A 26,710-nucleotide genomic window follows, 5' to 3' on the forward strand; every position below is an offset into this window, starting at 1 on the left:
AACTAAACAAACAAAGACATGACAGAAACAACCAACAAACTGACTGAACTCATCGGCAAGACCCCGTTGCTAAGGCTGAGCAGATTCTCGGCCGCATGCGGGCTGGCCAAACCCATATCAGCCAAAGTGGAATTCTTCAACCCCGGCGGAAGCGTCAAAGACCGCATAGCGCTGGCCATGATTGACGACGCCGAGAGGAGCGGACTGCTCACGCCCGGGGCAACCATAGTGGAGCCCACAAGCGGAAACACCGGCGTGGGCCTTGCCCTGGTGGCCGCCACCCGCGGCTACCACCTGGTGCTTACCATGCCCGACACCATGAGCGTTGAGCGCCAGCGGCTGGCACGGGCCTACGGGGCCGAGGTGGTGCTGACCCCCGGAGCCGAAGGAATGGGCGGTGCAATACGCCGCGCCGAAGAGCTGCGCAAGGCCACGCCCGGAGCAGTGACGCTCGGGCAGTTCACCAACCCGGCCAACCCTAAGTGCCACTATGAGACCACAGGCATGGAGATATGGCAACAGACCGATGGTGCCGTAGATGTGTTTGTGGCCGGAGTGGGCACCGGCGGAACGCTTAGCGGCACCGGACGGCGCCTGAAGGAGCTAAAGCCAAGCGTGCGCGTGGTGGCCGTAGAGCCGTCGGCATCGCCCGTGCTTAGCGGAGGCAAGCCCGGCCCGCACAAGATACAGGGCATCGGGGCCGGGTTCGTGCCCGACACTTACGACGCAAGCATCGCCGACGAGGTGATGACGGTAGACAACGATGACGCCATACGCACGGCACGGCTGCTGGCACGCACCGAGGGCCTGCTCGTGGGAATATCGTCGGGGGCGGCCGCTTGGGCGGCTGTCACGGCAGCAAAGCGGGCCGGGAACGAAGGCAAGGAGGTGGTGACGCTGCTGCCCGACACGGGCGAACGCTACCTGTCGACCGTGCTATTCGACTTCGACGGATATCCTCTCTAATCAAACATCGACCAAGGCGGCGCAGCGGCAATTATCCCACTGCACCGCCTTTGTAACCGAAATGTAACCAATTCGATGCGGCATTGTAGAAAATAATGCCTACTTTTGCAAAAAGATTTGATATGGCTATGGCAAAAAAGAACCATCGGATACTCGTCGTAGACGACGAACAAGACCTGTGTGAGATACTTAAATTCAATCTCGAAACCGAGGGCTACGAAGTGGAAACAGCCGGTTCGGCCGAAGAGGCGCTGACTCTCGACCTCACTTCCTTCGACCTGTTGTTGCTCGATGTGATGATGGGCGAGATGTCGGGCTTCGCTCTCGCCAGGAAACTGAAGTCTGAAGAATCTACCAAAGACATACCTATTATATTCCTTACAGCACGCGACACAGAAAACGACACGGTGACGGGATTCAACCTCGGAGCCGACGACTACATCTCAAAACCGTTCTCCATACGCGAAGTGCTGGTCAGGGTGAGGGCCGTGCTGCGCCGCACTGCCGACAGCCAAGGCCAGTCGCAGCCTTCGGTATTGAAGTACCAGGGGCTGGAACTCAACCTCGACAACAAGACGGTGAGCATAGACGGCGAGCAAGTGCCGTTCACCAAGACCGAGTTTGAGCTGCTCAGGACACTGCTCGAAGAGAAAGGCCGCGTGTTCTCAAGGCAGGAACTGATAAACAGGATATGGCCGCAAGACGTGCTGGTGCTCGACCGCACAGTCGACGTAAACATCACAAGGCTGCGCAAGAAGATAGGCCGCTTCTCCAAATGTATCATAACCCGCCTCGGCTTCGGATACTTCTTCGACGCCTGAAGCGCCAAGGCCGGCATGCAGGCGGCCGCCACAACCACAACGAATGATGAACAACCTCACCGTAGGCAAGCGGCTCTTCTGGAGCGTGCTGTCGCTTTTCACAATCTTTGCAGTGCTGTTCATAGCCTTCCATCAGGTGCGCGAGAACGAATACAAGATAAACACGCTCAACCTGAAGCTGCAAGACTACAACGTGCGGATGCACGAGACGCTGCACAACACCGGCATGCTCGACGACAGGAAACTGGAGCAATACGTCAGCAGGCACGACGTGCCGGGGCTGCGTGTCACCATGATGACGCGCAGCGGGCGGGTGTTCTTCGACAGCAGCACGAAGGACTACAACAACATGGAAAACCACATCAACCGGCCGGAAGTGCGCGACGCCATCAAAAACGGCTCAGGTTACGACATCAACCGGAAAAGTTCAATAAAGGAGGGCGACTACTTCTACTCTGCAACATACTTCAAGGAAGACGGCTACATCATACGCTCGGCGCTGCCATACGACAACGACCTGACCGACTCACTGCAGGCAGACATGCACTATATATGGTTTACGGTCATCATGGTTGCGCTGCTCACCTTCGTGCTATACCGCTTCATAAGCCGGCTCGACGACAACATCACCAAGCTGAGGATATTCGCCAGGAGAGCCGACCACAACGAAAGCCTCGACACTGAAGACCTTATCGAGTTCCCGGCCGACGAGTTGGGAGAGATATCTGAGCACATCATAAAGATATACAAGCGCCTGCAGCACACCAAGGAGGAGCAAAACGTGCTAAAAAGGCAGCTCACCCAGAACATAGCCCACGAGCTGAAGACGCCCGTGGCGAGCATACAGGGATACTTGGAGACCATCATCGGAAACCCGGAAATGAACGAAGACACCAAGAAACAGTTCCTCGACCGATGCTATGCGCAAAGCCAGAGGCTGGCAAGCCTGCTCACTGACATCTCGACGCTGAACAGACTGGACGACGCCCCCGAACTAATGCCGTTTGAAGACGTCGACATCGCCAAGACCGTAACACAGATAATGAAAGAGACGGCGCTTGAGATGGAACACCGACGCATGGCATTCGACAACCGCCTGCCGGCCACGCTGGTGGTGCACGGCAACCCTTCGATGATATACAGCATATTCCGCAACCTCACCGACAACGCCATATCGTATGCCGGCGAAGGCACCACCATAACGCTGACAGCGCGCGAAGACATGGACAGATGGCACTTCACGTTCAGCGACAACGGCGTGGGCGTGCCATACGAGCACCTGGGGCGCCTGTTCGAGCGGTTCTACCGGGTGGACAAAGGGCGCAGCCGCAAGCTCGGGGGAACGGGACTCGGGCTGGCAATAGTGAAAAACGCGGTCATCCTGCACGGCGGAACAATATCGGCAGCCAACAACATTGAAGGCGGGCTAAGGTTTGAATTTACCATCAAGAAGACAAATAAATCTTAATTTATAGGGCTTCCCTTTGGTTATATTTCGTCTTTCCATTAACTTTGTAGGCACGGACGTACCGACGGGAAAACGGCAACGACCATCTACAAATCAGATCTACCTCACAATACTGCCGGCCTTGTTGGCATGACGGCCAAGCACTGCCGGCCGGCGGAAAGACTTCAACAATTATGCAAAAGAGCAAATATCTCGTAGCCAACGAAAACGACCTGCGATGGGGCCTCACCATAAGCACCGTGGGATATGAAGAGATTGGCCCGGGCGACCCATACCCCACGAAGGGCCATGCTGACGGATATTACTTCGATGTAGAAAAGGGACGCACGCTCAACGAGTACCAACTGCTTTACGTCATGGAGGGTGAAGGCACCTTCTGCAGTTCACACCTCAACACAACAAAGATAAGGGAAGGCGACCTCTTCCTGCTTTTCCCCGGCGAATGGCACACATACAGCCCATGCCGCGAGGTGGGTTGGAAGAGCTATTGGATAGGCTTCAGCGGCAGAAACATGGACGACCGAGTGGAAGCCGGCTTCCTGAGCAGGGAGAAACCCATCTACCACGTTGGCTTTTCAAGCGAAATCGTAAGGCTGTACAAGTCGGCTTACGATGCAGCCAAAAAGGAAGAAGCGCATGCACAGCAGTTGCTGGCCGGCATTGTCAACCATCTCATCGGCATGATGTATGCGCTTGAACGCAACATTGTGCTGGGAAAGAACAGCAACCACGTCAACATGATCAACAGAGCGCGCCTGCGCATACGCGAAGCCTTGGAAAGCAGCCTCACCATACAGCAGATAGCAGAAGAGCTTGGGTGCAGCTACTCTAACTTCAGGAAGCTGTTCAAGGAGTACACGGGGCTTAGCCCGGCAACCTACCAGCAGGACTTGAAATTGCAAAGAGCCAAGGAACTGCTCAGCACTACCAACCTAAGCGTAAAGGAAATAGCCTACAGGCTCAACTTCGACTCGCCGGATTACTTCTCGGCAAAATTCAAGATAAAGACCGGCCGCAAGCCCAGCGACTTCCGACAGAAGGAATGACACGCCTGCGCCGTGCCGCCAGCCAAGGCCCGAACGGGCGCCGCCGCGCCTCGGCGGACTGTTAGGCAGGCTGCACAACCCGGCCGGCAAGAAACCAAACCTCACATCACCATGTCGCAACCATGCCGTGCCTTCACGCACAAATGACATGAGCCCGGACACAACGGCGCACGGCATGAATGTCAAGACATGAAACACAGCCATCGTGCGGCCTGCCTTCTTGCAGGCCGCACGATGGCAAACGCACCACAGCAAGTTTACAATCACGGCACACTACAGCCGCCAATGCCACGACCGGCCGATGGCGACAGAGGCCGCCCCCACCGCCACCACCTGGCAGGGTAGCCCCCACCGCAGGCCAGCGACGCATGGCCTGCACCCCGAAAGGCACAAAAACAACGGCCGCACACAGAGTTGCATCCGTGTGCGGCCGCCCCTTTCACACTGCGGGCCAACATTCCACAAGCGGCAAGCAAAAGGCCGGGAAGGGAGGAAAGCCAAACGGCGACACCCCTTTCCGGCCGGAATCATTCACCATGCAGAACGCCGGGCCATGCCGACACACATCAGAACAGGAACGTGCGCTCCAGCCAATAGGCCACGATACCTGCCAAGTAGCCGACGAAGGCCACAAGCGTGATGCGCTTCATATACCAAACGAAGGTAATCTTCTCCAAGCCCATGACCACCACCCCGGCAGCAGAGCCGATGATAAGCATCGAACCGCCCACACCGGCACAGTAGGCCAGCAACTGCCAGAAGATGCCGTTCTGGGCCATGTCGCCCACCTCGGCCATAGGATACATGCCCATGCACCCGGCCACAAGCGGCACATTGTCAATGATGCTCGACATTACGCCGATGATGCCGGTCACGAGATAGTGGTTGCCGTCGAACGTTGTGTTGAGCCACTCGCCCGCCATGGCCAGCACACCTATCACCTCAAGGCAAGCCACAGCCATGAGTATGCCGAGGAAGAAAAGTATTGTGCCCATGTCGATGCGCGACAGTATGTGCAGAATACGCTTCTGGGCGCTCTCGTCGGCACCGTCGCCGAGCCTGCGGTAAAACACCTCTGTCACCGTCCAAAGCACACCGAGCACAAGCAGGATGCCCACAAAAGGAGGAAGGTGGGTTATAGACTTGAATATCGGGACAAAGATAAGGCCGCCCACACCGATGAAGAACACAGCCTTGCGCTGCCCCTCGGAGAAATCGCCCTGAACGGCAACAGACTCGCCCATGCCGCCGGCCGAGAGCTCGCCCTTGAGCGACAGCGAGAGGAAATAGGCCGGCACGACCATCGACACCACCGACGGCAAGAACAGTTCCTTTATCACTCCGCCGGCCGTTATCAGGCTCTTGTTCCACAGCATTATGGTCGTAACGTCGCCAATGGGCGAGAATGCACCGCCCGCATTGGCGGCAATGATTACAAGCGAGGCGTAGATGATGCGGTCGCTGTGGTCGGCCACCAGCTTGCGCAGTATCATTACCATCACTATGGCAGTGGTCATGTTGTCGAGAATGGCCGAAAGGAAGAACGTGATGAAAGCAATGCGCCACAGCAGAGCCCGCTTGCTCTTGGAGGCGATGATGCCCCTGACGAAGTTGAATCCCCCATTCTGGTCGACCACCTCAACGATGGTCATTGCACCCATCAGGAAAAACAGCGTGGTGGCAGTGCTGCCAAGGTGGCGCTCCATCACCTCGCTGACGGCCGAAGCTACATTCTCGCCCACCGCCCCCGACACGTAACTGCCTGGGTCGATCATGAATAACGTCCAGCAAGCCACAAACATCAGCAGCGCCACCGCTGCCTTGTTAACCTTGGTGAAGCTCTCGAGGGCTATGCACAAGTAGCCAAACACGAAAACCACCACAATAGCAATAGTCAATGTTGTCATTTTAGGTACTTATTTATTAGTTTGATTTTTTCCGCCGCAAAGTTAGCAATAATATTCTATTTGTAATCTCGATATGTCAAAAACAAATGCGTAATCGTTTTCATAGACAGCCACCCAAGCATGCCGTCACTGCGCGCCTACACCTCGCGGCAGGCATCACTGAGCGAGCCAGCGCCCGCCACGGGAGCAGCCACTGCCCGACATTATTTATTGACATACACCCGTGCGGCCCGGCACCAGCGGCAGGCAATGCCCCAAAACGGCCCATGCGACCAAGCCATACGGCCCGTTTCGTGAGACAAAACGACCGGTTTTGACAAGCCAAACGGCCCGCATTGCAATGCACTGAGACACAAGTTGTTGGCCAACGCGGCACCGACGTGAACATTATTTTACAAAAACAGATGCCGCGCACGGCCCCGCAGGGTATGGCAACCGGCCTCGGCTTGTCAAAACTTTCAGCAAGAAAATCATTTTACCATGCCAATTTTTACGAGATATTCGCTAACTTTGCAATCGTAGAATTTTCAATACAACCACTGCCAAATAACAAATAATGGAAGACAAAAAGTATTTCTTTGCTGTCGACTTGGGTGCAACAAGCGGCAGGACAATCATCGGAACCCTGACCGAAGGGAAGATTGAACTTGAAGAACTCACTCGTTTCGACAACAATCTCATAGAGACCGGAGGCCACTTCTACTGGGACATCTATGCCCTTTACTTCGAAATAATCAAAGGGCTCAAGCTCGCCGCACAGCGCGAGCTGCCCATCCGCTCCATCGGCATCGACACATGGGGCGTCGACTTCGTTTGCGTGGGCAAAGACGGCGCCCTTCTACGCAACCCGCTCTCTTACCGCGACCCCCACACGTTCGGCATGATGGAAGACTACTTTGAGCGTGCCATAGACAAAGCCAAGGTTTACGACATCACCGGCATACAGTTCATGAACTTCAACTCGCTCTTCCAACTGTACGCCATGCGCAAGAACAACGACTCGGCACTGGCCGGAGCCGAAAAGATACTCTTCGTTCCCGACGCCCTCAGCTACATGCTCACGGGCAAGATGGTGTGCGAATACACCATAGCCTCGACAAGCCAGATGCTCGACCCGCGCACAAAGCAGCTCGACGAGCAGCTGCTCGCGAGCGTGGGCCTGTCGCGCGACAACTTCGGGCGCATGGTCAACCCGGCCACCGAGATAGGCGTGCTCACCAAAGAGGTGCAGCAGCTCACCGGACTGGGAGCCATACCGGTGATTGCCGTGGCCGGCCACGACACGGGAAGCGCCGTGGCTGCAGTGCCCGCCAAGGACGAGAAATTCGCCTACCTGAGCAGCGGCACGTGGAGCCTGATGGGCATCGAGACCCGCAACGCCATCATCAACGACCTCAGCTATGAGCGCAACTTCACCAACGAGGGCGGCATCGACGGCACCACACGCTTCTTGAAGAACATCTGCGGGATGTGGCTCTACGAGCGCTGCCGCAAGGAATGGACCGACGCACCGAAGTCGCACACCGAGCTCATAGCAGCCGCCATGGAGCAACCCGCCTTCCAGAGCATCATCAACCCCGACGACCCGATGTTCGCCAACCCCGCCTCGATGGTGGAAGCCATCAAGGACTACTGCCGCCAGACAGGCCAGCACGTGCCCGAAGGCTACGCCGAGATATGCCGCTGCATATTCGAGTCGCTTGCCCTGCGCTACCGCCAGGTGTTCAACTACCTGCGCGAGATGGCGTCGTTCCCCATCGAAGTGCTCCACATAATAGGCGGAGGGTCGCTCAACGCATACCTCAACCAGTTCACGGCCAACTCGCTCGGCATCGAGGTGCTGGCCGGCCCGCAAGAAGGAACGGCCATCGGCAACATCATGCTGCAGGCCAAGGCCTCGGGCGACGTGGGCGACATATGGGACATGAGGCGCATCATCGCGGCAAGCATAGAGCTAAAGCGCTTTGAGCCGACAGACAAAGACCAGTGGGACAACGCCTACGGACGCTTCCTGAAAATAGTGGAAAGCAAACAGGCATGACATTAAACAAACAACAAAATAAACAAAACCAAACCTAAAGCGAAATGAAATCAGAATTAGTACAGAAGGCTTACGAGATAGCCAAAGAGCGCTATGCAGCCATGGGTGTAGACACAGAGAAAGTGTTGGAGCAGATGCAAGACTTCCACCTCAGCCTCCACTGCTGGCAGGCTGACGACGTGAAGGGATTCGAAGTGCAGGCCGGAGAACTGACCGGAGGCATTCAGGCCACCGGCAACTACCCCGGAGCAGCACGCAACATCGACGAACTGCGCGCCGACATCGTCAAGGCCAAGTCATACATCCCCGGCACACACCGCCTGAACCTGCACGAAATCTACGGCGACTTCAAAGGGAAGGTTGTCGACCGCGACGAGGTTACACCCGAATACTTTGAGAGTTGGATTGAGTGGGCTAAGGAAAACAACATGAAGCTCGACTTCAACTCAACGTCGTTCTCTCACCCCAAGAGCGGAAACCTGTCGCTGGCCAACCCCGACGAGGGCATACGCAACTTCTGGATTGAGCACACCAAGCGTTGCCGCGAGATATCCGAGGCCATGGGCAAGGCCCAGGGCGACCCCTGTATCATGAACCTGTGGGTGCATGACGGCAGCAAGGACCAGACCGTCAACAAGTATCTGTACCGCAGCCTGCTCAAAGACTCGCTCGACAAGATATTCGCCACCAAGTACGACAACATGAAAGACTGCATCGAGTCGAAGGTGTTCGGCATCGGACTCGAGAGCTTCACCGTTGGCTCCAACGACTTCTACACAGCCTACGCAGCCCAGAACAACAAGCTCATCACCCTCGACACGGGTCACTTCCACCCGACGGAGAGCGTTGCCGACAAGGTTTCGGCCATGCTCCTCTACGTTCCTGAGCTGATGCTCCACGTGAGCCGCCCGATACGCTGGGACTCAGACCACGTCACAATCATGGACGACCCGACGCTGGACCTGTTCCAGGAGATTGTGCGCGCAGGCGCCCTCGACCGCGTTCACTACGGCCTCGACTACTTCGACGCGTCAATCAACCGCATCGGTGCCTACGTCATCGGCAGCCGCGCCGCCCAGAAGTGCATGCTCCGCGCACTGCTCGAGCCTCTGGCAACACTGCGCAAGTATGAGGCCGAGGGCAAGGGCTTCGAGCGCTTGGCACTGCTCGAGGAAGAGAAGGCCATGCCTTGGCAGGCTGTCTACGATGAGTTCTGCCTGCGCAACAACGTTCCCGTGGGCGAAGAATTCATCGCCGACGTCGAGAAATACGAGGCCGAGGTCACCTCTAAGCGTGCATAACACATAGTGTAAGAACACAGAAGCCCCTCTCCTGTCTCCCCCGTGGGGAGAAGCTGCCGCCCGCCCGGCGACGCGGCAGCCATGCACTCTCCCCACAGGGGAGAGACGGAGAGGGGCTTTTTCATATCTTAGCAAACAATGGACATCATCATAGGACTGCTCATCATAGCCGTAGGCGCATTCTGCCAGTCGAGCTGCTACGTGCCGATAAACAAGATAAAAGACTGGAGTTGGGAGAGTTACTGGATCATACAGGGTGTGTTTGCATGGCTCGTGCTGCCTCTGCTGGGCGCCCTGCTGGCCGTTCCGGCAGGCCACAGCCTGTTTGAACTGTTCACAGCCGAGGCCTCGTTCAATATATGGATGACCATCCTCTTCGGAGTGCTATGGGGTGTTGGCGGCCTCACCTTCGGCCTCTCGATGCGCTACCTCGGCGTGGCCCTCGGCCAGTCGATAGCCCTCGGCACTTGCGCCGGGCTGGGAACAATCATGGGCCCGGTGCTTCTCAACATGTTCTTCCCCGAACTCAATGCCCTGAGCTCGCTCACCTTCTCGGTTATACTCGGCGTGGTGGTGACGCTGGCCGGCATCGCCATCATAGGCGTGGCAGGCTCGATGAAAGCCTCGTCGCTCTCTGAAGAGGAGAAAAAGGCCGCGGTAAAGGACTTCAACTTCCCCAAAGGGCTCGCCATTGCGCTGCTCGCCGGATTCATGAGCGGATGCTTCAACGTGGGCCTGGAGTTCGGCAAAGGCATCAACTTCGGCGACCTCACGCCCGACATCTACAAGACCCTGCCGGCAACGATGCTCGTAACGCTCGGCGGTTTCGTCACCAACGCCATCTACTGTTTCTACCAGAACAGCAAGAACAAGACGTGGGGCGACTACAGGAAAGCCGGCGTCTGGGGCAACAACCTTCTGTTTTGCGCCCTGGCCGGGGCTTTGTGGTACAGCCAGTTCTTCGGACTGTCGCTCGGCAAGGGCTTCCTCACCGAGTCGCCCACGCTCATGACGCTCTCGTTCTGCATCCTCATGGCCCTCAACGTGGTGTTCAGCAACGTGTGGGGCATCATACTCAAGGAGTGGAAAGGATGCTCGCAGAAGACCATCGCCGTGCTCATCGTAGGCATCATCGTGCTAATCATATCATCATTCCTGCCGCAACTGATTTAGGCGGCGGGCGCCGTCGCCGCATGGCGGCAACCATAGCCCGATGCCAACAAAGCCACGCAGGCCAACGGCATCGGCCCCAACAACCTATACTATTCCAAGCCCCTCCAGACGTTTGCAACCCAAACGCCGGGAGGGGCCTTTACGTACAAGCGGCAGCGCTGCCGGTCAGATACTGACGCCATAGTCGTGCTTCACCTCGTCCATCACGAAAACGCTTTCCAGCGAGGCCATGTGCTCGATGGTGCCGAGCACGTTGAGCACAAACTCCCGGTAGCACTCCATGTCTGTGGCATGTATCTTAAGCAGGTAGTCGAAGCTGCCCGAGATGTTGTAACACTCGGTCACCTGGGGCGTATCGCGTATGACGCGGGCAAAGTCGCGGGCAATCTCACGGTTCAGGCGGCTCATCTTGACGTGGCAGAACACCACGAAGCCACGCCCGAGCTTGTCGGCGTCGAGCACAGCGATGTATTTGCGGATATACCCTTTGGCCTCGAGTCGCTTCTGGCGCTCAAACACCGGGGTGGGCGAAAGGTTTACGCGGGCTGCCAGCTCCTTGGTGGTCAGGCGGGCGTTCTGCTGCAATGTGCGCAGAATCTGCAAGTCGGTCTTGTCTAATGTGTCCATGATCAAAGAATAAAATTCTGCCAATGGCATCAGCCCCATGTGCTTGCTGCGCAAATGTTCTGTTTGAAAGGGCAAATATAGTGATATTTTCCGTATTTCAGCAAGCTCTTTGCTGATTTATTCCAAATAACTAACTTTGCACAGACAAAACCATCAAAGCAGAACAGAATGAAACATACAGACTTGCACTTCGAGACGCTCCAGCTGCACGCTGGGCAGGAACAGGCCGACGCCACCACCGGTTCGCGCGCTGTGCCAATCTACCAGACAGCCTCATACGTGTTCGACGACTGCCGCCATGCGGCCGACCGCTTCGCCCTTCGCGCCCCGGGCAACATCTACGGGCGCCTTACCAACGACACACAGCGGGTGCTTGAAGAGCGCATGGCGGCACTCGAAGGCGGCGTGGCGGCACTTGCGGTGGCCTCGGGAGCCGCGGCGGTGACCTATTCGCTGCAGAACATACTGTTGCCGGGCGACCACCTGGTGATTGCCCGCAACCTTTACGGGGGCACGTTCAACCTCATTGCCCACACGCTGGCGGCTATGGGCATTGGCCACACGGCCGTAGACGTCAACGACACGGCCGCCCTCTGCGCTGCCATCAGGCCTGAGACGAAGGCTGTATTTGCCGAAACGCTGGGCAACCCAAACTCGGAAGTGACCGACATTGAGGGCGTTGCCGCCGTTGCCCACAGCCATGGCGTGCCGCTGATTGTAGACAACACCTTTGCAACGCCATACTTGCTAAGGCCCCTGGAGCACGGGGCCGACATCGTGGTGCACTCGGCCACCAAGTTCATAGGCGGCCACGGCACCACGCTCGGCGGGATAATAGTAGACGGCGGCAGCTTCGACTGGGCCGCCAACGCCAGCCGTTACCCCTCGCTGGCGCTGCCCGAACCGAGCTACCACGGCGCGGTGTTTGCCGACGTGGCCGGCAAGGCGGCCTTTGCAACGCGCATACGGGCTGTCTTGCTGCGCGACACGGGGGCCTGCCTGTCGCCTTTCAACGCCTTCCTGCTGCTGCAAGGGCTCGAGACTCTGTCGCTCCGGGTGGAGCGCCACGTGGCCAACGCCATCAGGGTGGCTGAGTTTCTGAGCCGGCACCCGAAGGTTGGGCGCGTCAACCACCCCTCGCTGGCGTCGCACCCCGGCCATCAGCTTTACAAGCGGTACTTCCCCAACGGCGGCGGAAGCATATTCACGTTTGAGATAAAGGGCGGGCGCGAAGAGGCATGGCGGTTCATCGACTCGCTGAAAATATTCTCGCTGCTGGCCAACGTGGCCGACATGAAGAGCCTGGCCATCCACCCCGCCACGACAACCCACTCGCAGCTGACGGACGAAGAGCTGGCCGAGCAACACATAACGCAGACCACAGTGAGGCTGTCGGTGGGCACTGAGCACATAGACGACATCATAGGCGACCTCAGCCAGGCCCTCGACAGGGTGTGACACTACCCACGCGCGCCGGCGGCAATCACCCCGACGGGCATTGCAAAAACAAAAAGAGCCCCGTAACTTCACAGTCACGGGACTCTGTTAGCTATAAAAAGTAAGTAATAACGAATTTAATATGTAGTCAGTAGTTGTTTGCTTATTTAGGCAGGTTGAACGCCCTTGTCATCTCGGCCATCTGCTCGTCGGTCATGCCGTCGGGCTCGAAGCCCATGCACTTAGCGTCGATGTAAATCTTGGCGCTCTTTGAGAGCACGTCAATCTGGTCGAAAGCGTCCATCACGTCGAGGCCCTTGGCAAACACGCCGTGCTTCTCCCACAGCACCACGTCGTAGTCTTCGAGCTCCTTCAGCGTGGCGTCGGCCAGGTCGTTGGAGCCGGGCAGCTGGTAGGGCACCACGCCCAGGCCCAGCGGGCAGAAAGCCTTGGTCTCGGGAATCATGCTCCACAGTATGCGCGTAAGCACGTCCTTGCCCAGGAATTTCTTGTTGTGGCTCATGGCAACGAGCTCTATCGGGTGTGTGTGGACAGTGGCTTTGTATGCTGAACCCGACTCTATCAGGTGGTTATGAACCGTAAGGTGGGAGGGCAGTTCGCTGGTTGGCATCACGGCATTGTCGGCTATGATGACATAGCTTGCGCAGTCGTCGAGAATGCGTATCACGCTTCCGTTGTCCATAGGCCAGCGCGCGAGGTCGCGCATGCGCTTGCCTGTGCCCTTGCAATAGAAGTAGCATCCCTTGAGCGCAGGCAGCGTAACGCCAATCTGCTTCACTTCGCTTATAGCCGGCATGCGGCGTATCTCGTCGTCAACAAGTTCGGTAATGTTTACAGTGATATTGCCTCCGTTACGCTCAGCCCAACCGTTTTGCCAGAGATAACCGGCAACCTCAGCTATCTTGTCAATCTCCTTCTTCAAAGCAGACCGACCGTCCAATATACTATTCATGTTTAAATCTGTATTAAATATTAACTGTTGCAAAAATACGACTTATTGGTTTACTTAAACATAGTTATTTGATTTTTAGGCTGAAAGTATTGATTTTACGGTTGATTCAAATCAACCAGGCGGTTTGCCGCCCGCCCTGCCGGCCCATGCCTGCTACGGTTGCGGCAGGCATGCCGTGGGCCGCACGCGGCCGCAACAGCAACCGTGGCTCCAACAGCCGCGCTACATTGGCTCGCAGCCTCCGCCCGGACGGGCGCGCCCCCGGGGCCTGTTGCGGGCCGGCAAGCCGACTTCGCAACCGCCAGACGCCCAACGGCTTACAGCCGCCGAGGCGGTCAGTGGACGCCATCTGTGCCTGCAACAAATGCGCCGCCGCGCCTGACCCGCAGCAAAACGGCCCGTATTGGCTTGCGATACGGGCCGTTTTGCGAGGCCGGACGGGCCGTTTGGCAAGCCAATACGGCAGGTTTTGGAAAATGCCGGCGGCCACCCCCGGGCTATGCCGGCAAGCCATGGCCGCGCAGACAAGCACGGCTGACTGGCAGAGGGCGCTGTCGGCGGAGCCGAAGCCACAGTGACAGGCTGCCATAATCACCGGCCCCGACGGGCAGCCACACCACCCCACGCCCGGCCGGAGCGCGGCCCGGCGGCAATCAACGCCGCCGCCCGGCAACCAAAAACCCTGCACCGGCGGTTCGCCAACCACGGTGCAGGGAGCTGGTTATGAAAATAAATGAAAAGAGTTCCACGGCATCGATCATTCAAGGAAAAGAAAGGCATCGGCCTGTTTCGCGGTAAATGGGCCGCCATACGCCTGCCACACGCGCCCCTACCGGCAGCCTCCGCCAAGAGCCTTGTACAGCGTCACCACGCTCTCCATGCGCGAGTAGCGGTCGGCCAGGGCGTCGAGCTGGGCCTGGAGCAGCGACTGCCGCGCCACGACCACCTGCAGGTAGTTGGCCGAACCGTGCCTCATGGTGGCCTCGGTGTCGCTCACGGCCTGGCGCAAGGCGCCAATCTGCCGCTCCTGCAGCTCAACCTTGCGGTTCAGCGTCTGCCAGGCCGCCATGGCATTGTTCACCTCGGTGCCCGCGTCGAGCAGGCTCTGGCGAAACGCAACGACAGCTTCCTCCTGCTGGGCCTTGGCCACCTGCAGGCCGGCCTTGAGCCGGCCCTGGCTGAACAGCGGCTGAACCAGCGAGCCAACAGCCTGCAGCAGCCACGCTCCGGGGTTGGCAATGGCCGCCCCGCCGCTGTTGGTCCAGCCCGCACTGCCGCTGAGCGTCACAGTGGGATAGAAGTCGGCGCGCGCCTTGTTGGTAGAATAGAAAGCCTGTTTCAGCCGGGCCTCGGCCTGCCTCACGTCGGGCCTGGCGGCCAGCGTGGCAATGTCGACACCTCCGGCCAGCGCATCGGGCAGGCGCTGCGAGTCGATGTCGCTCCGGGCTATGGGCCCCGGGGCTCGCCCGACCAGAGCCGACAGCGAGTTTTCAAGCTCGAAGGCCTGCTGCAACAGCGACTCGAGCTTGGCCTCGGCAGCCAGCTTGCTGGCCTCGGCCACTATCACGTCGCCGGCCTTCAGCCCGGCCGTGACCACATAGTCCTTGCCGTCGTTGAGTGGCTCGACGGCCACCTCGGTCGACTTGGCCTTGCCGTCGACAACGCGGTATACAAACTTCTTGTCCTGTATCTCGTAGGTTGCCTCCTGCGGTATGACTATAGCGCTGTCACGCTCGAACGGCACCACCAGCGTGCCGCTGCCGCCGTTGCGCAGCAGGGTCGACGGATTCCGGAACGTGGCACGCAGCGTCACCGACCCCTTCTCAGAGTCCACGTTGCCGCTGATGGCATCGACGGTGCCCTGCCCTTCATATTCCGTGCCGTCGCTCATGCGCAGACCGACCTTGGGCAGCGTGGACATGGCCCGCTCGAGCGAGCCGTGGTCGGCTATGAGGCGCTGCATCTCGGCCTCTGTCACAGAGAAGTAGGCATACCCGCGGCTGTTGTCCGACACCACCGTGAGCGGCTCTTCTACCGACAAACTGACAAGCGCCCCGACACGATAAGGCATCATCCCGGCAACACCGTCGACAGGACTCTTCACCTCTGTGTACGACAAGTCGTTGCGGGCCGATGCAAGCGCGGCCTTGGCTTCGTCGCGGGCAGCCTCGGCCGAGGCAAGGTCGTTGCGGGCCTGGGCCACGTCGAAGTCGCTCACCACGCCCTCGGCGTGCAGCTGCTCCTTGCTCTTGAGCGTCAGGCGGGCATTGGCCTCGGCTGCGACGGCACTGGCCACGGCAGCCTCGGCGGTCTGAAGGGCGGCTCGATATGGCGCCTGGTCGATGACAAACATCACCTCGCCACGCCTGACGCGCTCGCCCTCGCCCACCCGTATCTCGGTTATCGTACCGCTAACCTGCGGGCGCACCTCAACGCTCTGCACGCCCTTGAGCGTGGCACTGTACTCTTTTTCCATCACACAACGCCCGGGGCTTACCACAAGGGTCTTGTAACCGCCCGAAGATGTCTCATGTTTTTTCTCCTTGCACGACTGCACCAGCAACAGGAAACAGGCGCAAACGCATGCCGGCAATGGCAGTCTAGGTAGTTTCTTAAACATAATCAGAAAAGCTATAAAACATTAATCGGAGGCAAAGATATGGAAAGTGAAGCTCTTCGTCTATATCCAAAATGAAACAAAAATTGCCGTTTTATAATCAAAAGATTAGTTCTTTGTATTTAACTGGACAATGTTTGACAATTCTGAAACATTGCATACCTTTGCCAAGGAAACAACCGCACCGGGCCCGACGCGGCCAAAACCGCATCGCCGGAGCGCACAAAAACAACCCATATGACGCTCAACGAATTTGCAAAGACATTCAAAGCCGAATGCCACACCGACCTCGGGGCACTGATGTGGCACCCCACCATGGAGTCGATAAGGGCGGCCGGGCAACGCAAAGTGGACATACACTTCGTGATGTTGATGACGCGCAGCATGGTGACCATGCGCATTGGCGACCGCAACCACGTGGTGACGCCTCACTGCTACGTAGACACTGTGGGGTGCCTCGACAGCGTTGAGATGGTTGACGCCAGTGCCGACGCCGACGGATATGTGCTCCTCACCACCGAAAGGTTTGTCAAGTACGTGTTCCGAAACAGGTCCCCGTTCGAGCCGGAATACCTCGAATACCAACGCAGCAACCACGTTACACTGATTGAAGCCCGTGCGGCCATGATGTTGGCCGACGCCTTCGGCAGCCTTGAGCGCACCATTTACGACTGTGACAACATACACCGCGACGCGCTGATAACATGCAGGTCGGCAGCACTGTTCATGGAAATATCCAACCACTTTGCCCGCCTGGTGTGCCCGGGGCTGTGGCAGGCATGCGTGTCGAGCCGCAAGCTGCACATCTTCAAGTCGCTCATGGAACTGCTGAAGAGCAGCGCCCGCTGCCACCACAGCGTGGAGTTCTATGCCTCAAAGCTTTGCATCACGCCCCAATACCTCGCCGCGTGGTGTTCGAACTGACCGGCAAGCCGGCCTCGGCCACCGTAAGCTCAGCCGTGGTTGCCGAAATCAAGTACCTGTTGGCAGACTCGTCGCTGTCCATGAAAGACATAGTGGCGGCAATGTCGTTCTCCGACCAGGCTGTGTTCACAAAGTTCTTCAAGCGCCACACCGGCCAGACGCCAAAGCAATACCGCAACGGGGCATAGGCCGCCACTGCCTCGGCACACATCGCCGACGGCAGCCCCAACAACCAATCACACCATGCCGGAAACGCCATACACAACGCCCTACCCCACATCAGCAAGGCTTTGCTTTTCCTGCTTTTGCCTTATTACATGTGCACCATATTCATAATTACACAAAAACAGGAAAAGATTTGTTTGGCCAATATGCAGAAATATAGTAAATTTGCACTATGAACTTCGACACAAACCAACCAAGCTGGAGCGAGAACGTTATACTTGTCGACGGCGACTACGCCGACAAGGTGGCCTTCAACCTCATTGTCAATTTCGAGCGGATGATAGGACGCCGCATTCCCAAGGCCGATACGGCCCGGTGGATAGACTGCATAGCCCTCGACGGAGGGCTGCGCGAAGGAGCCAACAGCGTTCAGGTGGTGTTTGTCCACGACCGCGCGAAGGCCGCGATGGACAACTTCACCCCGGGCAACTATGCCTCCGAGCTCGACGGCAAGGCCTTCGGCGACCACCTGGGCGAGTTTCTCATAAGCTCGGTAGAGGCCGACGGCCCTGAAAAAGTGGCCGACCTGTTTGCAGAATCGGCCGGCATACTGGCCACGGCGGGCGGCGTCAGGCGCGTCATGCTTATCCCCAACGCCGAGGAATACTACGACAGCGTGCGCAACGCCCTGCGCCATGCCGACGACGAGAAGCGCATCACGGTGTTCGCCATGGAGCCCATGGCCGGCGGAAACTTCCGCCAAGAGATACTCGGATACTCGCTCATGAACGCCCTGGGCATAAGGGCCGACGAACTGAACAACTGCTGAACACAAACGAAAGACAACAAGAAAACAATCATAACAACAACTATGGGAAAAGTATTAATGATTGGCGCCGGCGGCGTCGCCACCGTTGCGGCATTCAAGATAGCACAGAATGCCGATGTGTTTACCGACTTCATGATTGCAAGCCGGAGGAAAGAAAAGTGTGACAGGATTGTCGAGGCCATCGGCAACCCCGCCATCAAGACGGCACAGGTGGATGCCGACGACGTGGAGCAGCTCAAGGCGCTCATGAACAGCTACAAACCCGACATCGTGGTCAACCTTGCACTGCCCTACCAAGACCTGACCATCATGGAGGCATGCCTCGCCTGCGGATGCAACTACCTCGACACGGCCAACTACGAGCCGCGCGACAAGGCCCACTTCGAGTATTCATGGCAGTGGGCTTACAAGGAGCGCTTCGAGCAGGCTGGCCTCACCGCCATACTCGGATGCGGCTTCGACCCGGGCGTGAGCGGCATATTCACGGCATACGCAGCCAAGCACCACTTCGACGAGATACAGTATCTGGACATCGTCGACTGCAATGCCGGCAACCACCACAAGGCATTCGCCACCAACTTCAACCCCGAGATAAACATCCGCGAGATAACACAGAAGGGCCTGTACTACAAAGACGGGCAATGGATCGAGACCGAACCGCTGGCCGTACACAAGCCGCTGACCTACCCGAACATTGGCCCGCGCGAGAGCTACCTGCTGCATCACGAGGAGCTGGAGAGCCTTGTAAAGAACTACCCAACCATAAAGCAGGCCCGCTTCTGGATGACCTTCGGGCAGCAATACCTCACATATCTCGACGTGATACAGAACATTGGCATGTCGCGCATAGACGAAGTGGAATACGAAGCACCGCTGGCCGACGGCTCGGGCAAGACGGTAAAGGTGAACATCGTGCCGCTGCAGTTCCTCAAGGCAGTGCTGCCCAACCCGCAGGACCTCGGCGCCAACTACGACGGCGAGACGAGCATAGGCTGCCGCATACGCGGAATGAAAGACGGAAAGGAACTCACCTATTATATATACAACAACTGCAAGCACCAGGAAGCCTACAACGAGACGGGCATGCAGGGCGTGAGCTACACCACCGGCGTGCCGGCAATGATTGGCGCAATGATGTTCCTCAAGGGCCTGTGGCGCAAGCCCGGCGTGTGGAACGTCGAGGAGTTCGACCCAGATCCGTTCATGGAGCAGCTGGGCAAGCAGGGCCTGCCGTGGCACGAAGTGTTCGGCGGCGACCTCGAGCTGTGACTTCGGGCGGTGGCCGGCATGCGGCCCGGGACTGCACGCGCGCCAAACGCCAGCCGCATGACTACGGGCATGCGGAACGGGCATGACATGGCTGCAACCAGCGGCAAGGCAATCCACTGCGCAATCACAACGTTACATACAGTTAACAACAACACAATAAGTCATAATTATAATGGCAAAAGAAAAAGAACCAACATCCAACCAGTCGGCCATCGAGGACAAGCTGAAAGCCCTCCAGGCCGCAATGGCAAAGATAGAGAAAGACTTCGGCAAAGGCTCGATAATGAAGCTTGGCGATGAACAGATAGACAATGTGGAGGTGATACCCACAGGCAGCATAGGCCTCAACGCCGCCCTCGGCGTTGGCGGATATCCCCGCGGAAGGATAATAGAGATATACGGCCCCGAGTCGTCGGGCAAAACCACACTGGCCATCCACGCCATCGCCGAGGCCCAGAAGGCTGGCGGCATAGCCGCCTTCATCGATGCAGAGCACGCCTTCGACCGTTTCTACGCCGAAAAGCTCGGAGTTGACGTCAACAACCTGTGGATATCGCAGCCCGACAACGGCGAGCAGGCGCTCGAGATTGCCGACCAGCTGATACGCTCGTCGGCCGTCGACATACTCGTGGTCGACTCTGTGGCCGCCCTGACGCCAAAGAAAGAGATTGAAGGCGACATGGGCGACAACGTGGTGGGGCTCCAGGCCAGGCTCATGAGCCAGGCCCTGCGCAAGCTGACAAGCACCATCAGCAAGACCAACACTACGTGCATCTTCATCAACCAGCTGAGAGAGAAAATCGGCGTGATGTTCGGCAACCCCGAGACCACCACCGGCGGCAATGCCCTGAAGTTCTACGCGAGTGTGCGTCTCGACATCCGCAAGGTGACAAGCATAAAGGACGGCGACACCATCATAGGCAACCAGGTGCGCGTAAAGGTGGTGAAGAACAAGGTGGCGCCCCCGTTCCGCAAGGCAGAATTTGAGATTACGTTCGGCGAGGGCATATCAAAGATTGGCGAGATAGTAGACCTTGGCGTTGAGTACGGCATCATACAGAAGAGCGGCAGCTGGTTTTCTTACAACGGATCCAAGCTGGCCCAGGGCCGTGATGCCACAAAGGCACTGCTCAAAGACAACCCCGAGCTATGCGAAGAGCTTGAAGGCCTCATCATGCAGGCCATTGCCGACAAGGAGTAGGCAACCAAACTCAACACACAAAGCAAAAGGCGGACAGGCTGACCTGTCCGCCTTTTGCTTTGCATAACCACCTGCCGCGGAGGCTGCCTAACGCGCCTGACTGCGCCCGTCGTCGCCGCAGAGCCACGTCCACTTGTGCCACAAGCCCTCAAGTGGCCCCTGCCTGTGGGCCGACAGCCACCACTTGCACACCCACACCTGGGCCGCAAACACCACGATGCCCACAAGAAGGCTCAACGCATAGCCGCAATGGGGGGCCAGATAAAGTCCGAAAGGGAAGTAAAGGGCTGCCCCTACAACCGACTGGCTGATATAGTTGGTGAGGCTCATCCGGCCGTAATAACGCAGGCCGCCAACGGCCCTGGCAAACCCACGGTTGCGGAAGAGTATGGCAAACGAAGCCACAAGCACAAAGGCGAAAGCCAGTTTCTGCCACATGTCGAACGCCGTGCCCACGGTTTGCCGCACCATCGGCTCACCGCCCATGGCCAAGTCGCGCAACGAATACAGCGGGGCGAAGGCCAGCGCCGACACCACGAGCAGCCCGACCCAGCGCCTCAGGTTGGTGTCGGTGGCTGCAAACATCTGCTTGCGGCCAAAGTAGAAGCCCAGCAGGAACAAACCTGCGGTCTGGCTGAAGCGCCCCGCATTGACAGCCCACAGCAGACTGGCTTTCTGGCCAAGCCCGATGTTGGTGGCAATGAAACTGGCAAAGTCGCCGGTCTTGGTCACCTCTGCCACCGCGGCATACATGGCGTCGACCCCGAGGTCGGGCAGACGGTGGGCCGAATCGATGAGCCAAGCCACATAATGCCCCCACTCCACTGGCTGAAGCAGGAAGAACACCGCTGCCACGAGTACGCCGCGGTCGCTCCAGTTGCGCACAACGAAAAGCACTATGCCCACAACGGCAAAGAGCAGGAGCACATCGCCGGCCGGGAAGAAGGCGGCGTTGAGCGTGGCGAAACCGGCCAACAGCACCAGGCGTCACAGGAAGCGGTAGCCAAAGTCGAGCCCCCGCCTCCTTGCATTGCTGCTTTGCAGATAGAAGGTGAAACCGAACAGGAGGGCGAAAATGGCATAGGCCTTGCCCGCAAAAAGCGAAAACACCACACTGAACACCCCGCTATCGAGAGCATCGAGCCAAGCGGGGCCACTCTCGGGATATACGGGAAAGATGAAATGCTCGAGATTATGAACCATGATTATGGCCATGACGGCAAACCCACGCAGCGCGTCAACCATCTCGATACGAGAATTCTGTTTTGCTGATTGTTCCATTATTTACAGTCTTACGTTTATCTGACCATCATCAGGCGGCATGGGCCGCAACCAGCCCCGCCCCATGTTACGCCACAGGCCCTTGCCACAGGCAAGCCTGCGGCAAGGGCACGGGCCACAGCCGGGGCCGACTTGCCACAGCACCCGGCCAAAAGCCAACACACCACCATGCCTATACCGTATGTTGCATTTATCATTTTGCCATACGCTTCCGGCCATCACCGAACTGCACGGCCGGCACGCCAATAAGCCAACAGGCGGCGGGGTGCCCCATGCCACCATGCCGCCCCATGCCGGCCGCGCCCTGACTTGCAGCGCCGCGAGCGCCATGCTGCAGCCTAAGGTTAAGTCCGCCCAATCCGTTGCCAGGCAAAGCTGAATGCAAAGTTAGCCATTTTTGCAATAAATTCATTACAGAATTCACATTTGTAGCGGCCAAGACAAAGAATTTAACCAAGGCTGGGCATCAAGCCACGAGGCTGTTTCGGGTTTTCGCGGCTCATCGTGCCGGCCGGCTTCACAGCCCCCGGCATAAAGCCCCGGACAAAGGCTGGCCCGCAAGCCTGCGCACGTGGCACGGCGGGTGAAGCTGAGCTTGGCACAAACAACCGCACCAAACAGTAGCCGGATGCCGACAATGAAAAACCGCCACGGCCCCACCCCGCCGGCACATAGGCCGCATGGCATTTCAACACAGGCCGCATTGCATCGCGATACGGGCCGTTTCAGGCTGCAATACGGGCCGTTTGGAAGGCCCGGACAGCCCGTTTTGCAATCCGCTATGACACAGGCTGTTAACCAAGGTGCAGGCAAACAACAGTGAAAGCACGGCCGGAGCGGCCTGCCAGCCCATACAGGCCTTTACGGCATAATGCCAAAACCGGTAGGCATTCAGCCAAATGCATGCTCCGCCATCGGCGCTTTACCAAACAGATGGCGCCCTCATTGTGCCGGCGCGCTGCCTGGCGCAGCGTTACGACCCAGCCCGTAAAGCCCATGGCCAGGCAGTATGCCAACCGGCACGACAACGGGAAGGAAACGTCGTGTGGCTCTGTGCACTGACAGGGATAAAGCACATGGACATTTACAACAAACGCAGCCATTGCACAAGAAGCAAAAGAAAAGTGACAGGAAACAGCCCGACTGCATCGTGCTCTGTCTCCTGTCACCTGCGTAGAATGCAATAAATAGAGAATCAGGTGGTGGCATACGCCGCCGTGGCCACATTCAACCAAAGGCCGGGCAGGCCCATGCCTCGATGCCACCCGTGGCTTACCACCCGATTACCACATGCCCGACATGGCCCTGCGCCAACCGTCAAAGTCGGTCGCCCCGTCGTTTTCAGCCTTGTGGTAAACAAACTTGTTTATGTCAACATATCCGCCCGCGGCCTTCGTTGCATAGTTGAATATGGCGTAGCGGGTGCCCATGAACAGGCGGGTGAAGTCAAACCTCATGGTAAACTCTCCGCAAACGGAAGTCCAGCGCCTGCCGTCGGTGCTATAATAGAACACAGCCTTGTCGCGCCCGAGGTTGAAGTCGCCGTCTATGCGCAGAAACACCCTTTTGCCCTTCAGCCTCACGCGGGCCACCTCTTGGTCGTCGACGCCCGTCACCTTGTGCTCCTTGCTGGTCATGTTCACCAGCGTGTGCCTCACCGTAAGCCACGCCGCCTTGCCTTCGCGCTCAACGCCTATCAGCCCGGAATGGCCGTTGAAGGCCGCCAGCCCGGCCCTGTCGCCATCTTTCATGTTCGATATGTCCATCTCGATGTATGCGCTGCACATTGGCCCTTCCATGCGCTGCGATACCGTGTTTGGCGCAGTATAGATGCTGCCGGCCACACGGCTCGTCTTCAGTCTGAGCCATCCCGGCCTTTCCGTCAACGACCATGCCCCGGCAACCGGGTTGTGATTCCACTGCCAGTTTATATTCAACCTGCCGCTGTCGAAGCCGTCGCTCACCACCAGCGGAACATCAGGATACCCCTGCACAGGCCTGGCCATGCATAGCGGCACACGGCCGTCGGCATCGCCCAGCATGGGCCAGCCGTCAACCCAGCGGCAGGGCATCAGCGTGGGCACACGCCCTATGGCCCCGCGGTCTTGGAAGATGAAGCCGTACCAGTTGCCACGGGCATCGTCGACGATGGTGCCCTGGCCCACATAAGGGAAGCCTGCAAAGTTGTCTTCCAGTATCACCTTCTTCTCATACGGCCCCGTTATCTTGTCGGCACGGTAGCACAGCTGCCGGCGGGGCTTGTCCTTGGGCCACGAAATCATCAGCAGATAATACTTCCCGGCGTGCTTTATCACGCGGCTGCCCTCCAACAGGCCGTTCTCTTCGGCGTCGCGCTGAATCACGGTGGTGTCTGTACCGCCCTGCCTAAGGCCCTTCAAGTCGGGCGTGAGCTCATTGAGCCGCCCCTGTCCGCTGAACACGTAAACCCTGCCGTCGTCGTCGAAGAAGAGCGACGAGTCGTGGAAGTGGGGCAGACGCGAGTTTAGCGTCCAGCCCTTTGCCGGGTCGTCGGTCTTGTAGACATACGAGCGGTAGGGCTCATCGTTGGGCGAGAACAACGCATAGAAAGTGCCGTTGTGGTAGCGGAGCGACGTTGCCCACTGCCCGCGCCCGTAGACAGTGCCCCCAACCATATCATACTTCGGTGTATCGTTGAGCGTGTCGAAAAGATAAGACACCGTTTCCCAACCGACAAGGTCTTTCGACCGCATCACCGGGCCGCCCGGCATCAGGTGCATGGTGGTGCTGACGAGATAGAAATCGTCGCCAACACGTATCACATCGGGGTCGGGCACATCGGCCCACACCACCGGGTTCCTGAACGTTTCACCCTGTGCCCCGGCTCCTATGGCCGCAAGCACAGACATTAATAAGTAGCTGTTCAAAATTAACCGACACAATAGACCTTGCAGGGATTCTCTATATCTTTGCCACCATCTTGTGTGCTCTTTCGGGCCGCATGCCAAAGTCTCATCAGTCGCGTAGCCCGCTACGCTCTCTCTTCGGACTTTGGCATGCATCTCCGAAATAGCGCACAATTTGATGGCAATTAATTTTGAACACCTACTTAACAGCAATATCTTTTTCATAAACTACTAATGTTTTTCTGTTAATGACATATAAACCATACTGCCGACAGGCGCCCGCCATAGCCCAACCAGTAGCCGGCTATTGGCAATGGTAATCGCGCATGTCGAAATGGTCGCCATTGTCGTTTTCGGGAATGCCCGACTCCCTGTCGTGCGACGGGTAGATGTACAGCTTGCCATTAAACACATGGGCGGAAGGGTCGGCCATGTAGTCACCCGGGAAAATGTATCTTGATGCTTTCATATCTTTGTTTATTAATCGGTTTGTCATTAAGGATGTCCGCCGACGGGGCGCAAGCCATTGGGGGCGAAGACTGCCGCCGGCGCGCCAAGCCATCAGTCGCGGCCCTCCCAAAGCTCAATGATCTTACTTACCACGGGCTTCTCTGCGTAATTCCTGTCGAAGAACAGCGAGTAGTTTGTGCGCCCGTGCACGGGGAAGTCGTTGAGCCATGAATCGCGGTCGCTAATGCCCCACAGGGTGATGCGGCTCATCTGGTGGCGGTGGCGGCGGTATATGCTGAAGAGTTCGAGGTAGCGTTGCTCAAACTTGCGGTATATGCTGTCGGGCAATGCCTCTGGATATGGATTGAGCCGCTTATGGTATTCAAAGTCCTGCTCTATGCGGGCCCCGCTGAACCCTTTGGGAGAAGGCAGCACATTGAGGTCGAGCTCTGTCACCATAACCTTCACGCCGCAGGCGGCGAAAGAGTCGATGCTGGCCTCATAGGCTGAAAGGTCGGGGTAGTCGAGGCCGTTGTGGCTCTGCATGCCCACGGCATCAATGCGGACGCCCTTCGACTTGAGCCGTCTGACCAACCGGCATACGGCATCGCGCTTTGCGGGGTTGGATAGCGAATAGTCGTTGTAATACAACTCTGCGCCCGGGTCGGCCTCGTGGGCTGCACGGAAGGCAATCTCGATGAAATCCTCGCCAATGATGCTATAGAACGGCGACTTGCGGAACGAACCGTCGTCCTCTATGGCCTCGTTAACCACATCCCAGCCGCGCACCTTGCCCTTGAAGTGGCCAACCACCTTCTTTATGTGTCGCCGCATGCGCCCTACGAGCACGTCGCGGGTTACTGTCCGCCCGGCCTTGTCCTTGAAAAACCATCTCGGAACTTGCGAATGCCACACAAGGCAGTGGCCTGTCAGCGTCTGGTTGTTGTCGCGGGCAAAAGCGACAAGGCTGTCGGCCGCGTCAAAATAAAACTTGCCCTCACGGGGTTGTAAGTTCTCTGACTTCATGCAGTTCTCGGCCACAACACTGTTAAAGTGCTTCCGCACAATGGCGGTAGCCTCAGGCACACCGCCCGACGACTGCCACTTGTTCAAGGCAACGCCTATCAGCATGTCTTTGCCAATGACATCTTTCAGGCCTTGGGCATGCAATGAAGCTGCCTGCAATAGCGCGGCAAGAGCCGCAATCATAAGTCTTTTCATCAACGGTTATGAGATATAATGATTAATAATTTAACGTGAGTTCGATGAATTATAACTATTTGTAAATTTGGTGATTAGCGAAAATTGTTGTAACTTTATAGTGTTCAA

Annotated in this window: 19 protein-coding genes and 2 pseudogenes; 13 read left to right on the forward strand and 8 right to left on the reverse strand. The window is 57.7% G+C overall.

Annotated features, from left to right (window positions below; translation table 11 throughout):
* Nucleotides 1-18: 18 nt before the first annotated feature.
* From cysK to H6B30_RS04630, 4 genes are all read left to right on the forward strand, one after another.
* Nucleotides 19-966, forward strand: a complete 948-nt coding sequence (gene cysK, locus H6B30_RS04615; protein ID WP_205108386.1) for a cysteine synthase A — start codon at nucleotides 19-21, stop codon at nucleotides 964-966.
* 128 nt (nucleotides 967-1,094) lie between these two features.
* Nucleotides 1,095-1,787: a two-component system response regulator PhoB gene (phoB, locus tag H6B30_RS04620; RefSeq protein ID WP_205108431.1), complete on the forward strand. Its 693-nt coding sequence runs from the start codon at nucleotides 1,095-1,097 to the stop codon at nucleotides 1,785-1,787.
* A gap of 43 nt (nucleotides 1,788-1,830) precedes the next feature.
* On the forward strand, nucleotides 1,831-3,255 hold the full coding sequence (locus H6B30_RS04625) for a sensor histidine kinase (protein WP_338088941.1): 1,425 nt from the start codon (nucleotides 1,831-1,833) through the stop codon (nucleotides 3,253-3,255).
* Nucleotides 3,256-3,428: 173 nt separating this feature from the next.
* Entirely contained in the window at nucleotides 3,429-4,301 is an 873-nt protein-coding gene (locus tag H6B30_RS04630; protein ID WP_205108388.1) for an AraC family transcriptional regulator, read from the forward strand.
* A gap of 566 nt (nucleotides 4,302-4,867) precedes the next feature.
* On the opposite strand, the gene nhaD is transcribed toward H6B30_RS04630, so the two are convergent.
* Nucleotides 4,868-6,208, reverse strand: a complete 1,341-nt coding sequence (gene nhaD / locus H6B30_RS04635) for a sodium:proton antiporter NhaD (RefSeq protein WP_205108390.1) — start codon at nucleotides 6,206-6,208, stop codon at nucleotides 4,868-4,870.
* A 556-nt stretch (nucleotides 6,209-6,764) separates the two neighbouring features.
* Between nhaD and H6B30_RS04640 the strand changes: the two genes are divergently transcribed.
* The 3 genes from H6B30_RS04640 to rhaT all read left to right on the forward strand — a co-directional run bounded on the left by H6B30_RS04640 (nucleotide 6,765) and on the right by rhaT (nucleotide 10,723).
* The gene (locus H6B30_RS04640) at nucleotides 6,765-8,249 is read left to right on the forward strand and encodes a rhamnulokinase (protein ID WP_205108392.1); all 1,485 of its coding nucleotides are present in this window, start codon (nucleotides 6,765-6,767) and stop codon (nucleotides 8,247-8,249) included.
* A 44-nt stretch (nucleotides 8,250-8,293) separates the two neighbouring features.
* A complete protein-coding gene (locus tag H6B30_RS04645; protein ID WP_205108394.1) occupies nucleotides 8,294-9,550 on the forward strand; it encodes an L-rhamnose isomerase in 1,257 nt (418 codons plus the stop codon).
* A gap of 138 nt (nucleotides 9,551-9,688) precedes the next feature.
* Nucleotides 9,689-10,723, forward strand: a complete 1,035-nt coding sequence (gene rhaT, locus H6B30_RS04650; RefSeq protein WP_205108396.1) for an L-rhamnose/proton symporter RhaT — start codon at nucleotides 9,689-9,691, stop codon at nucleotides 10,721-10,723.
* Between the two features lie 165 nt (nucleotides 10,724-10,888).
* Here the strand turns inward: rhaT and H6B30_RS04655 are convergent, their stop codons facing one another.
* Entirely contained in the window at nucleotides 10,889-11,350 is a 462-nt protein-coding gene (locus H6B30_RS04655; protein WP_205108398.1) for an Lrp/AsnC family transcriptional regulator, read from the reverse strand.
* Nucleotides 11,351-11,518: 168 nt separating this feature from the next.
* On the opposite strand from H6B30_RS04655, the gene H6B30_RS04660 reads away from it, so the two are divergent.
* Nucleotides 11,519-12,808: an O-acetylhomoserine aminocarboxypropyltransferase/cysteine synthase family protein gene (locus H6B30_RS04660; protein ID WP_205108400.1), complete on the forward strand. Its 1,290-nt coding sequence runs from the start codon at nucleotides 11,519-11,521 to the stop codon at nucleotides 12,806-12,808.
* 142 nt (nucleotides 12,809-12,950) lie between these two features.
* On the opposite strand, the gene rhaD is transcribed toward H6B30_RS04660, so the two are convergent.
* Both rhaD and H6B30_RS04670 read right to left on the reverse strand, forming a co-directional pair.
* Nucleotides 12,951-13,760 carry a rhamnulose-1-phosphate aldolase gene (gene rhaD, locus H6B30_RS04665; RefSeq protein WP_205108402.1) on the reverse strand — a complete coding sequence of 270 codons (810 nt, stop codon included), beginning with the start codon at nucleotides 13,758-13,760 and terminating at the stop codon, nucleotides 12,951-12,953.
* Between the two features lie 829 nt (nucleotides 13,761-14,589).
* Entirely contained in the window at nucleotides 14,590-16,380 is a 1,791-nt protein-coding gene (locus H6B30_RS04670; RefSeq protein ID WP_205108404.1) for an efflux RND transporter periplasmic adaptor subunit, read from the reverse strand.
* A 234-nt stretch (nucleotides 16,381-16,614) separates the two neighbouring features.
* Between H6B30_RS04670 and H6B30_RS04675 the strand changes: the two genes are divergently transcribed.
* The 5 genes from H6B30_RS04675 (at nucleotide 16,615) to recA (ending at nucleotide 20,765) form a co-directional block, all read left to right on the forward strand.
* Complete coding sequence (locus H6B30_RS04675; RefSeq protein WP_205108406.1) at nucleotides 16,615-17,301, forward strand: hypothetical protein; 687 nt, start codon at nucleotides 16,615-16,617, stop codon at nucleotides 17,299-17,301.
* Nucleotides 17,289-17,489 (forward strand): helix-turn-helix domain-containing protein, encoded by a 201-nt coding sequence (locus H6B30_RS04680; protein ID WP_205108408.1) that lies wholly within the window; start codon nucleotides 17,289-17,291, stop codon nucleotides 17,487-17,489. The genes H6B30_RS04675 and H6B30_RS04680 overlap by 13 nt, the downstream gene beginning before the upstream one ends.
* A gap of 209 nt (nucleotides 17,490-17,698) precedes the next feature.
* Entirely contained in the window at nucleotides 17,699-18,295 is a 597-nt protein-coding gene (locus tag H6B30_RS04685; RefSeq protein ID WP_205108410.1) for a DUF6621 family protein, read from the forward strand.
* Nucleotides 18,296-18,337: 42 nt separating this feature from the next.
* Entirely contained in the window at nucleotides 18,338-19,564 is a 1,227-nt protein-coding gene (locus tag H6B30_RS04690; protein ID WP_205108412.1) for a saccharopine dehydrogenase family protein, read from the forward strand.
* Nucleotides 19,565-19,736: 172 nt separating this feature from the next.
* Nucleotides 19,737-20,765: a recombinase RecA gene (gene recA, locus H6B30_RS04695; RefSeq protein WP_205108414.1), complete on the forward strand. Its 1,029-nt coding sequence runs from the start codon at nucleotides 19,737-19,739 to the stop codon at nucleotides 20,763-20,765.
* 87 nt (nucleotides 20,766-20,852) lie between these two features.
* Here recA and H6B30_RS04700 read toward each other — a convergent pair.
* The 4 genes and pseudogenes from H6B30_RS04700 to H6B30_RS04715 form a co-directional block, all read right to left on the reverse strand.
* Nucleotides 20,853-22,046: pseudogene (locus H6B30_RS04700) on the reverse strand (DUF418 domain-containing protein).
* A 1,283-nt stretch (nucleotides 22,047-23,329) separates the two neighbouring features.
* Nucleotides 23,330-24,934, reverse strand: coding sequence for a glycoside hydrolase family 43 protein (locus H6B30_RS04705; RefSeq protein WP_205108435.1), 1,605 nt, complete (start codon nucleotides 24,932-24,934; stop codon nucleotides 23,330-23,332).
* A gap of 310 nt (nucleotides 24,935-25,244) precedes the next feature.
* Nucleotides 25,245-25,400, reverse strand: a pseudogene (locus H6B30_RS04710) (alpha-N-arabinofuranosidase); the annotation flags it as partial.
* Between the two features lie 92 nt (nucleotides 25,401-25,492).
* On the reverse strand, nucleotides 25,493-26,602 hold the full coding sequence (locus H6B30_RS04715) for an endo-1,4-beta-xylanase (protein ID WP_205108415.1): 1,110 nt from the start codon (nucleotides 26,600-26,602) through the stop codon (nucleotides 25,493-25,495).
* Between the last annotated feature and the right edge of the window lie 108 nt (nucleotides 26,603-26,710).

The sequence above is a fragment of the Marseilla massiliensis genome, from assembly GCF_016899955.1.
In the GTDB taxonomy this organism is placed as follows: domain Bacteria; phylum Bacteroidota; class Bacteroidia; order Bacteroidales; family Bacteroidaceae; genus Prevotella; species Prevotella intestinigallinarum.

Coding starts and splice junctions, on each gene's coding strand:
- recA (WP_205108414.1), top strand. CDS start 19,737: ATGGCAAAAGAAAAAGAACCAACATCCAACCAGTCGGCCATCGAGGAC.
- H6B30_RS04715 (WP_205108415.1), bottom strand. CDS start 26,602: ATGAAAAGACTTATGATTGCGGCTCTTGCCGCGCTATTGCAGGCAGCT.
- H6B30_RS04690 (WP_205108412.1), top strand. CDS start 18,338: ATGGGAAAAGTATTAATGATTGGCGCCGGCGGCGTCGCCACCGTTGCG.
- rhaT (WP_205108396.1), top strand. CDS start 9,689: ATGGACATCATCATAGGACTGCTCATCATAGCCGTAGGCGCATTCTGC.
- H6B30_RS04630 (WP_205108388.1), top strand. CDS start 3,429: ATGCAAAAGAGCAAATATCTCGTAGCCAACGAAAACGACCTGCGATGG.
- H6B30_RS04655 (WP_205108398.1), bottom strand. CDS start 11,350: ATGGACACATTAGACAAGACCGACTTGCAGATTCTGCGCACATTGCAG.
- H6B30_RS04640 (WP_205108392.1), top strand. CDS start 6,765: ATGGAAGACAAAAAGTATTTCTTTGCTGTCGACTTGGGTGCAACAAGC.
- H6B30_RS04705 (WP_205108435.1), bottom strand. CDS start 24,934: ATGTCTGTGCTTGCGGCCATAGGAGCCGGGGCACAGGGTGAAACGTTC.
- cysK (WP_205108386.1), top strand. CDS start 19: ATGACAGAAACAACCAACAAACTGACTGAACTCATCGGCAAGACCCCG.
- H6B30_RS04645 (WP_205108394.1), top strand. CDS start 8,294: ATGAAATCAGAATTAGTACAGAAGGCTTACGAGATAGCCAAAGAGCGC.
- H6B30_RS04660 (WP_205108400.1), top strand. CDS start 11,519: ATGAAACATACAGACTTGCACTTCGAGACGCTCCAGCTGCACGCTGGG.
- H6B30_RS04625 (WP_338088941.1), top strand. CDS start 1,831: ATGATGAACAACCTCACCGTAGGCAAGCGGCTCTTCTGGAGCGTGCTG.
- H6B30_RS04675 (WP_205108406.1), top strand. CDS start 16,615: ATGACGCTCAACGAATTTGCAAAGACATTCAAAGCCGAATGCCACACC.
- nhaD (WP_205108390.1), bottom strand. CDS start 6,208: ATGACAACATTGACTATTGCTATTGTGGTGGTTTTCGTGTTTGGCTAC.
- H6B30_RS04685 (WP_205108410.1), top strand. CDS start 17,699: ATGAACTTCGACACAAACCAACCAAGCTGGAGCGAGAACGTTATACTT.
- rhaD (WP_205108402.1), bottom strand. CDS start 13,760: ATGAATAGTATATTGGACGGTCGGTCTGCTTTGAAGAAGGAGATTGAC.
- H6B30_RS04670 (WP_205108404.1), bottom strand. CDS start 16,380: ATGTTTAAGAAACTACCTAGACTGCCATTGCCGGCATGCGTTTGCGCC.
- phoB (WP_205108431.1), top strand. CDS start 1,095: ATGGCAAAAAAGAACCATCGGATACTCGTCGTAGACGACGAACAAGAC.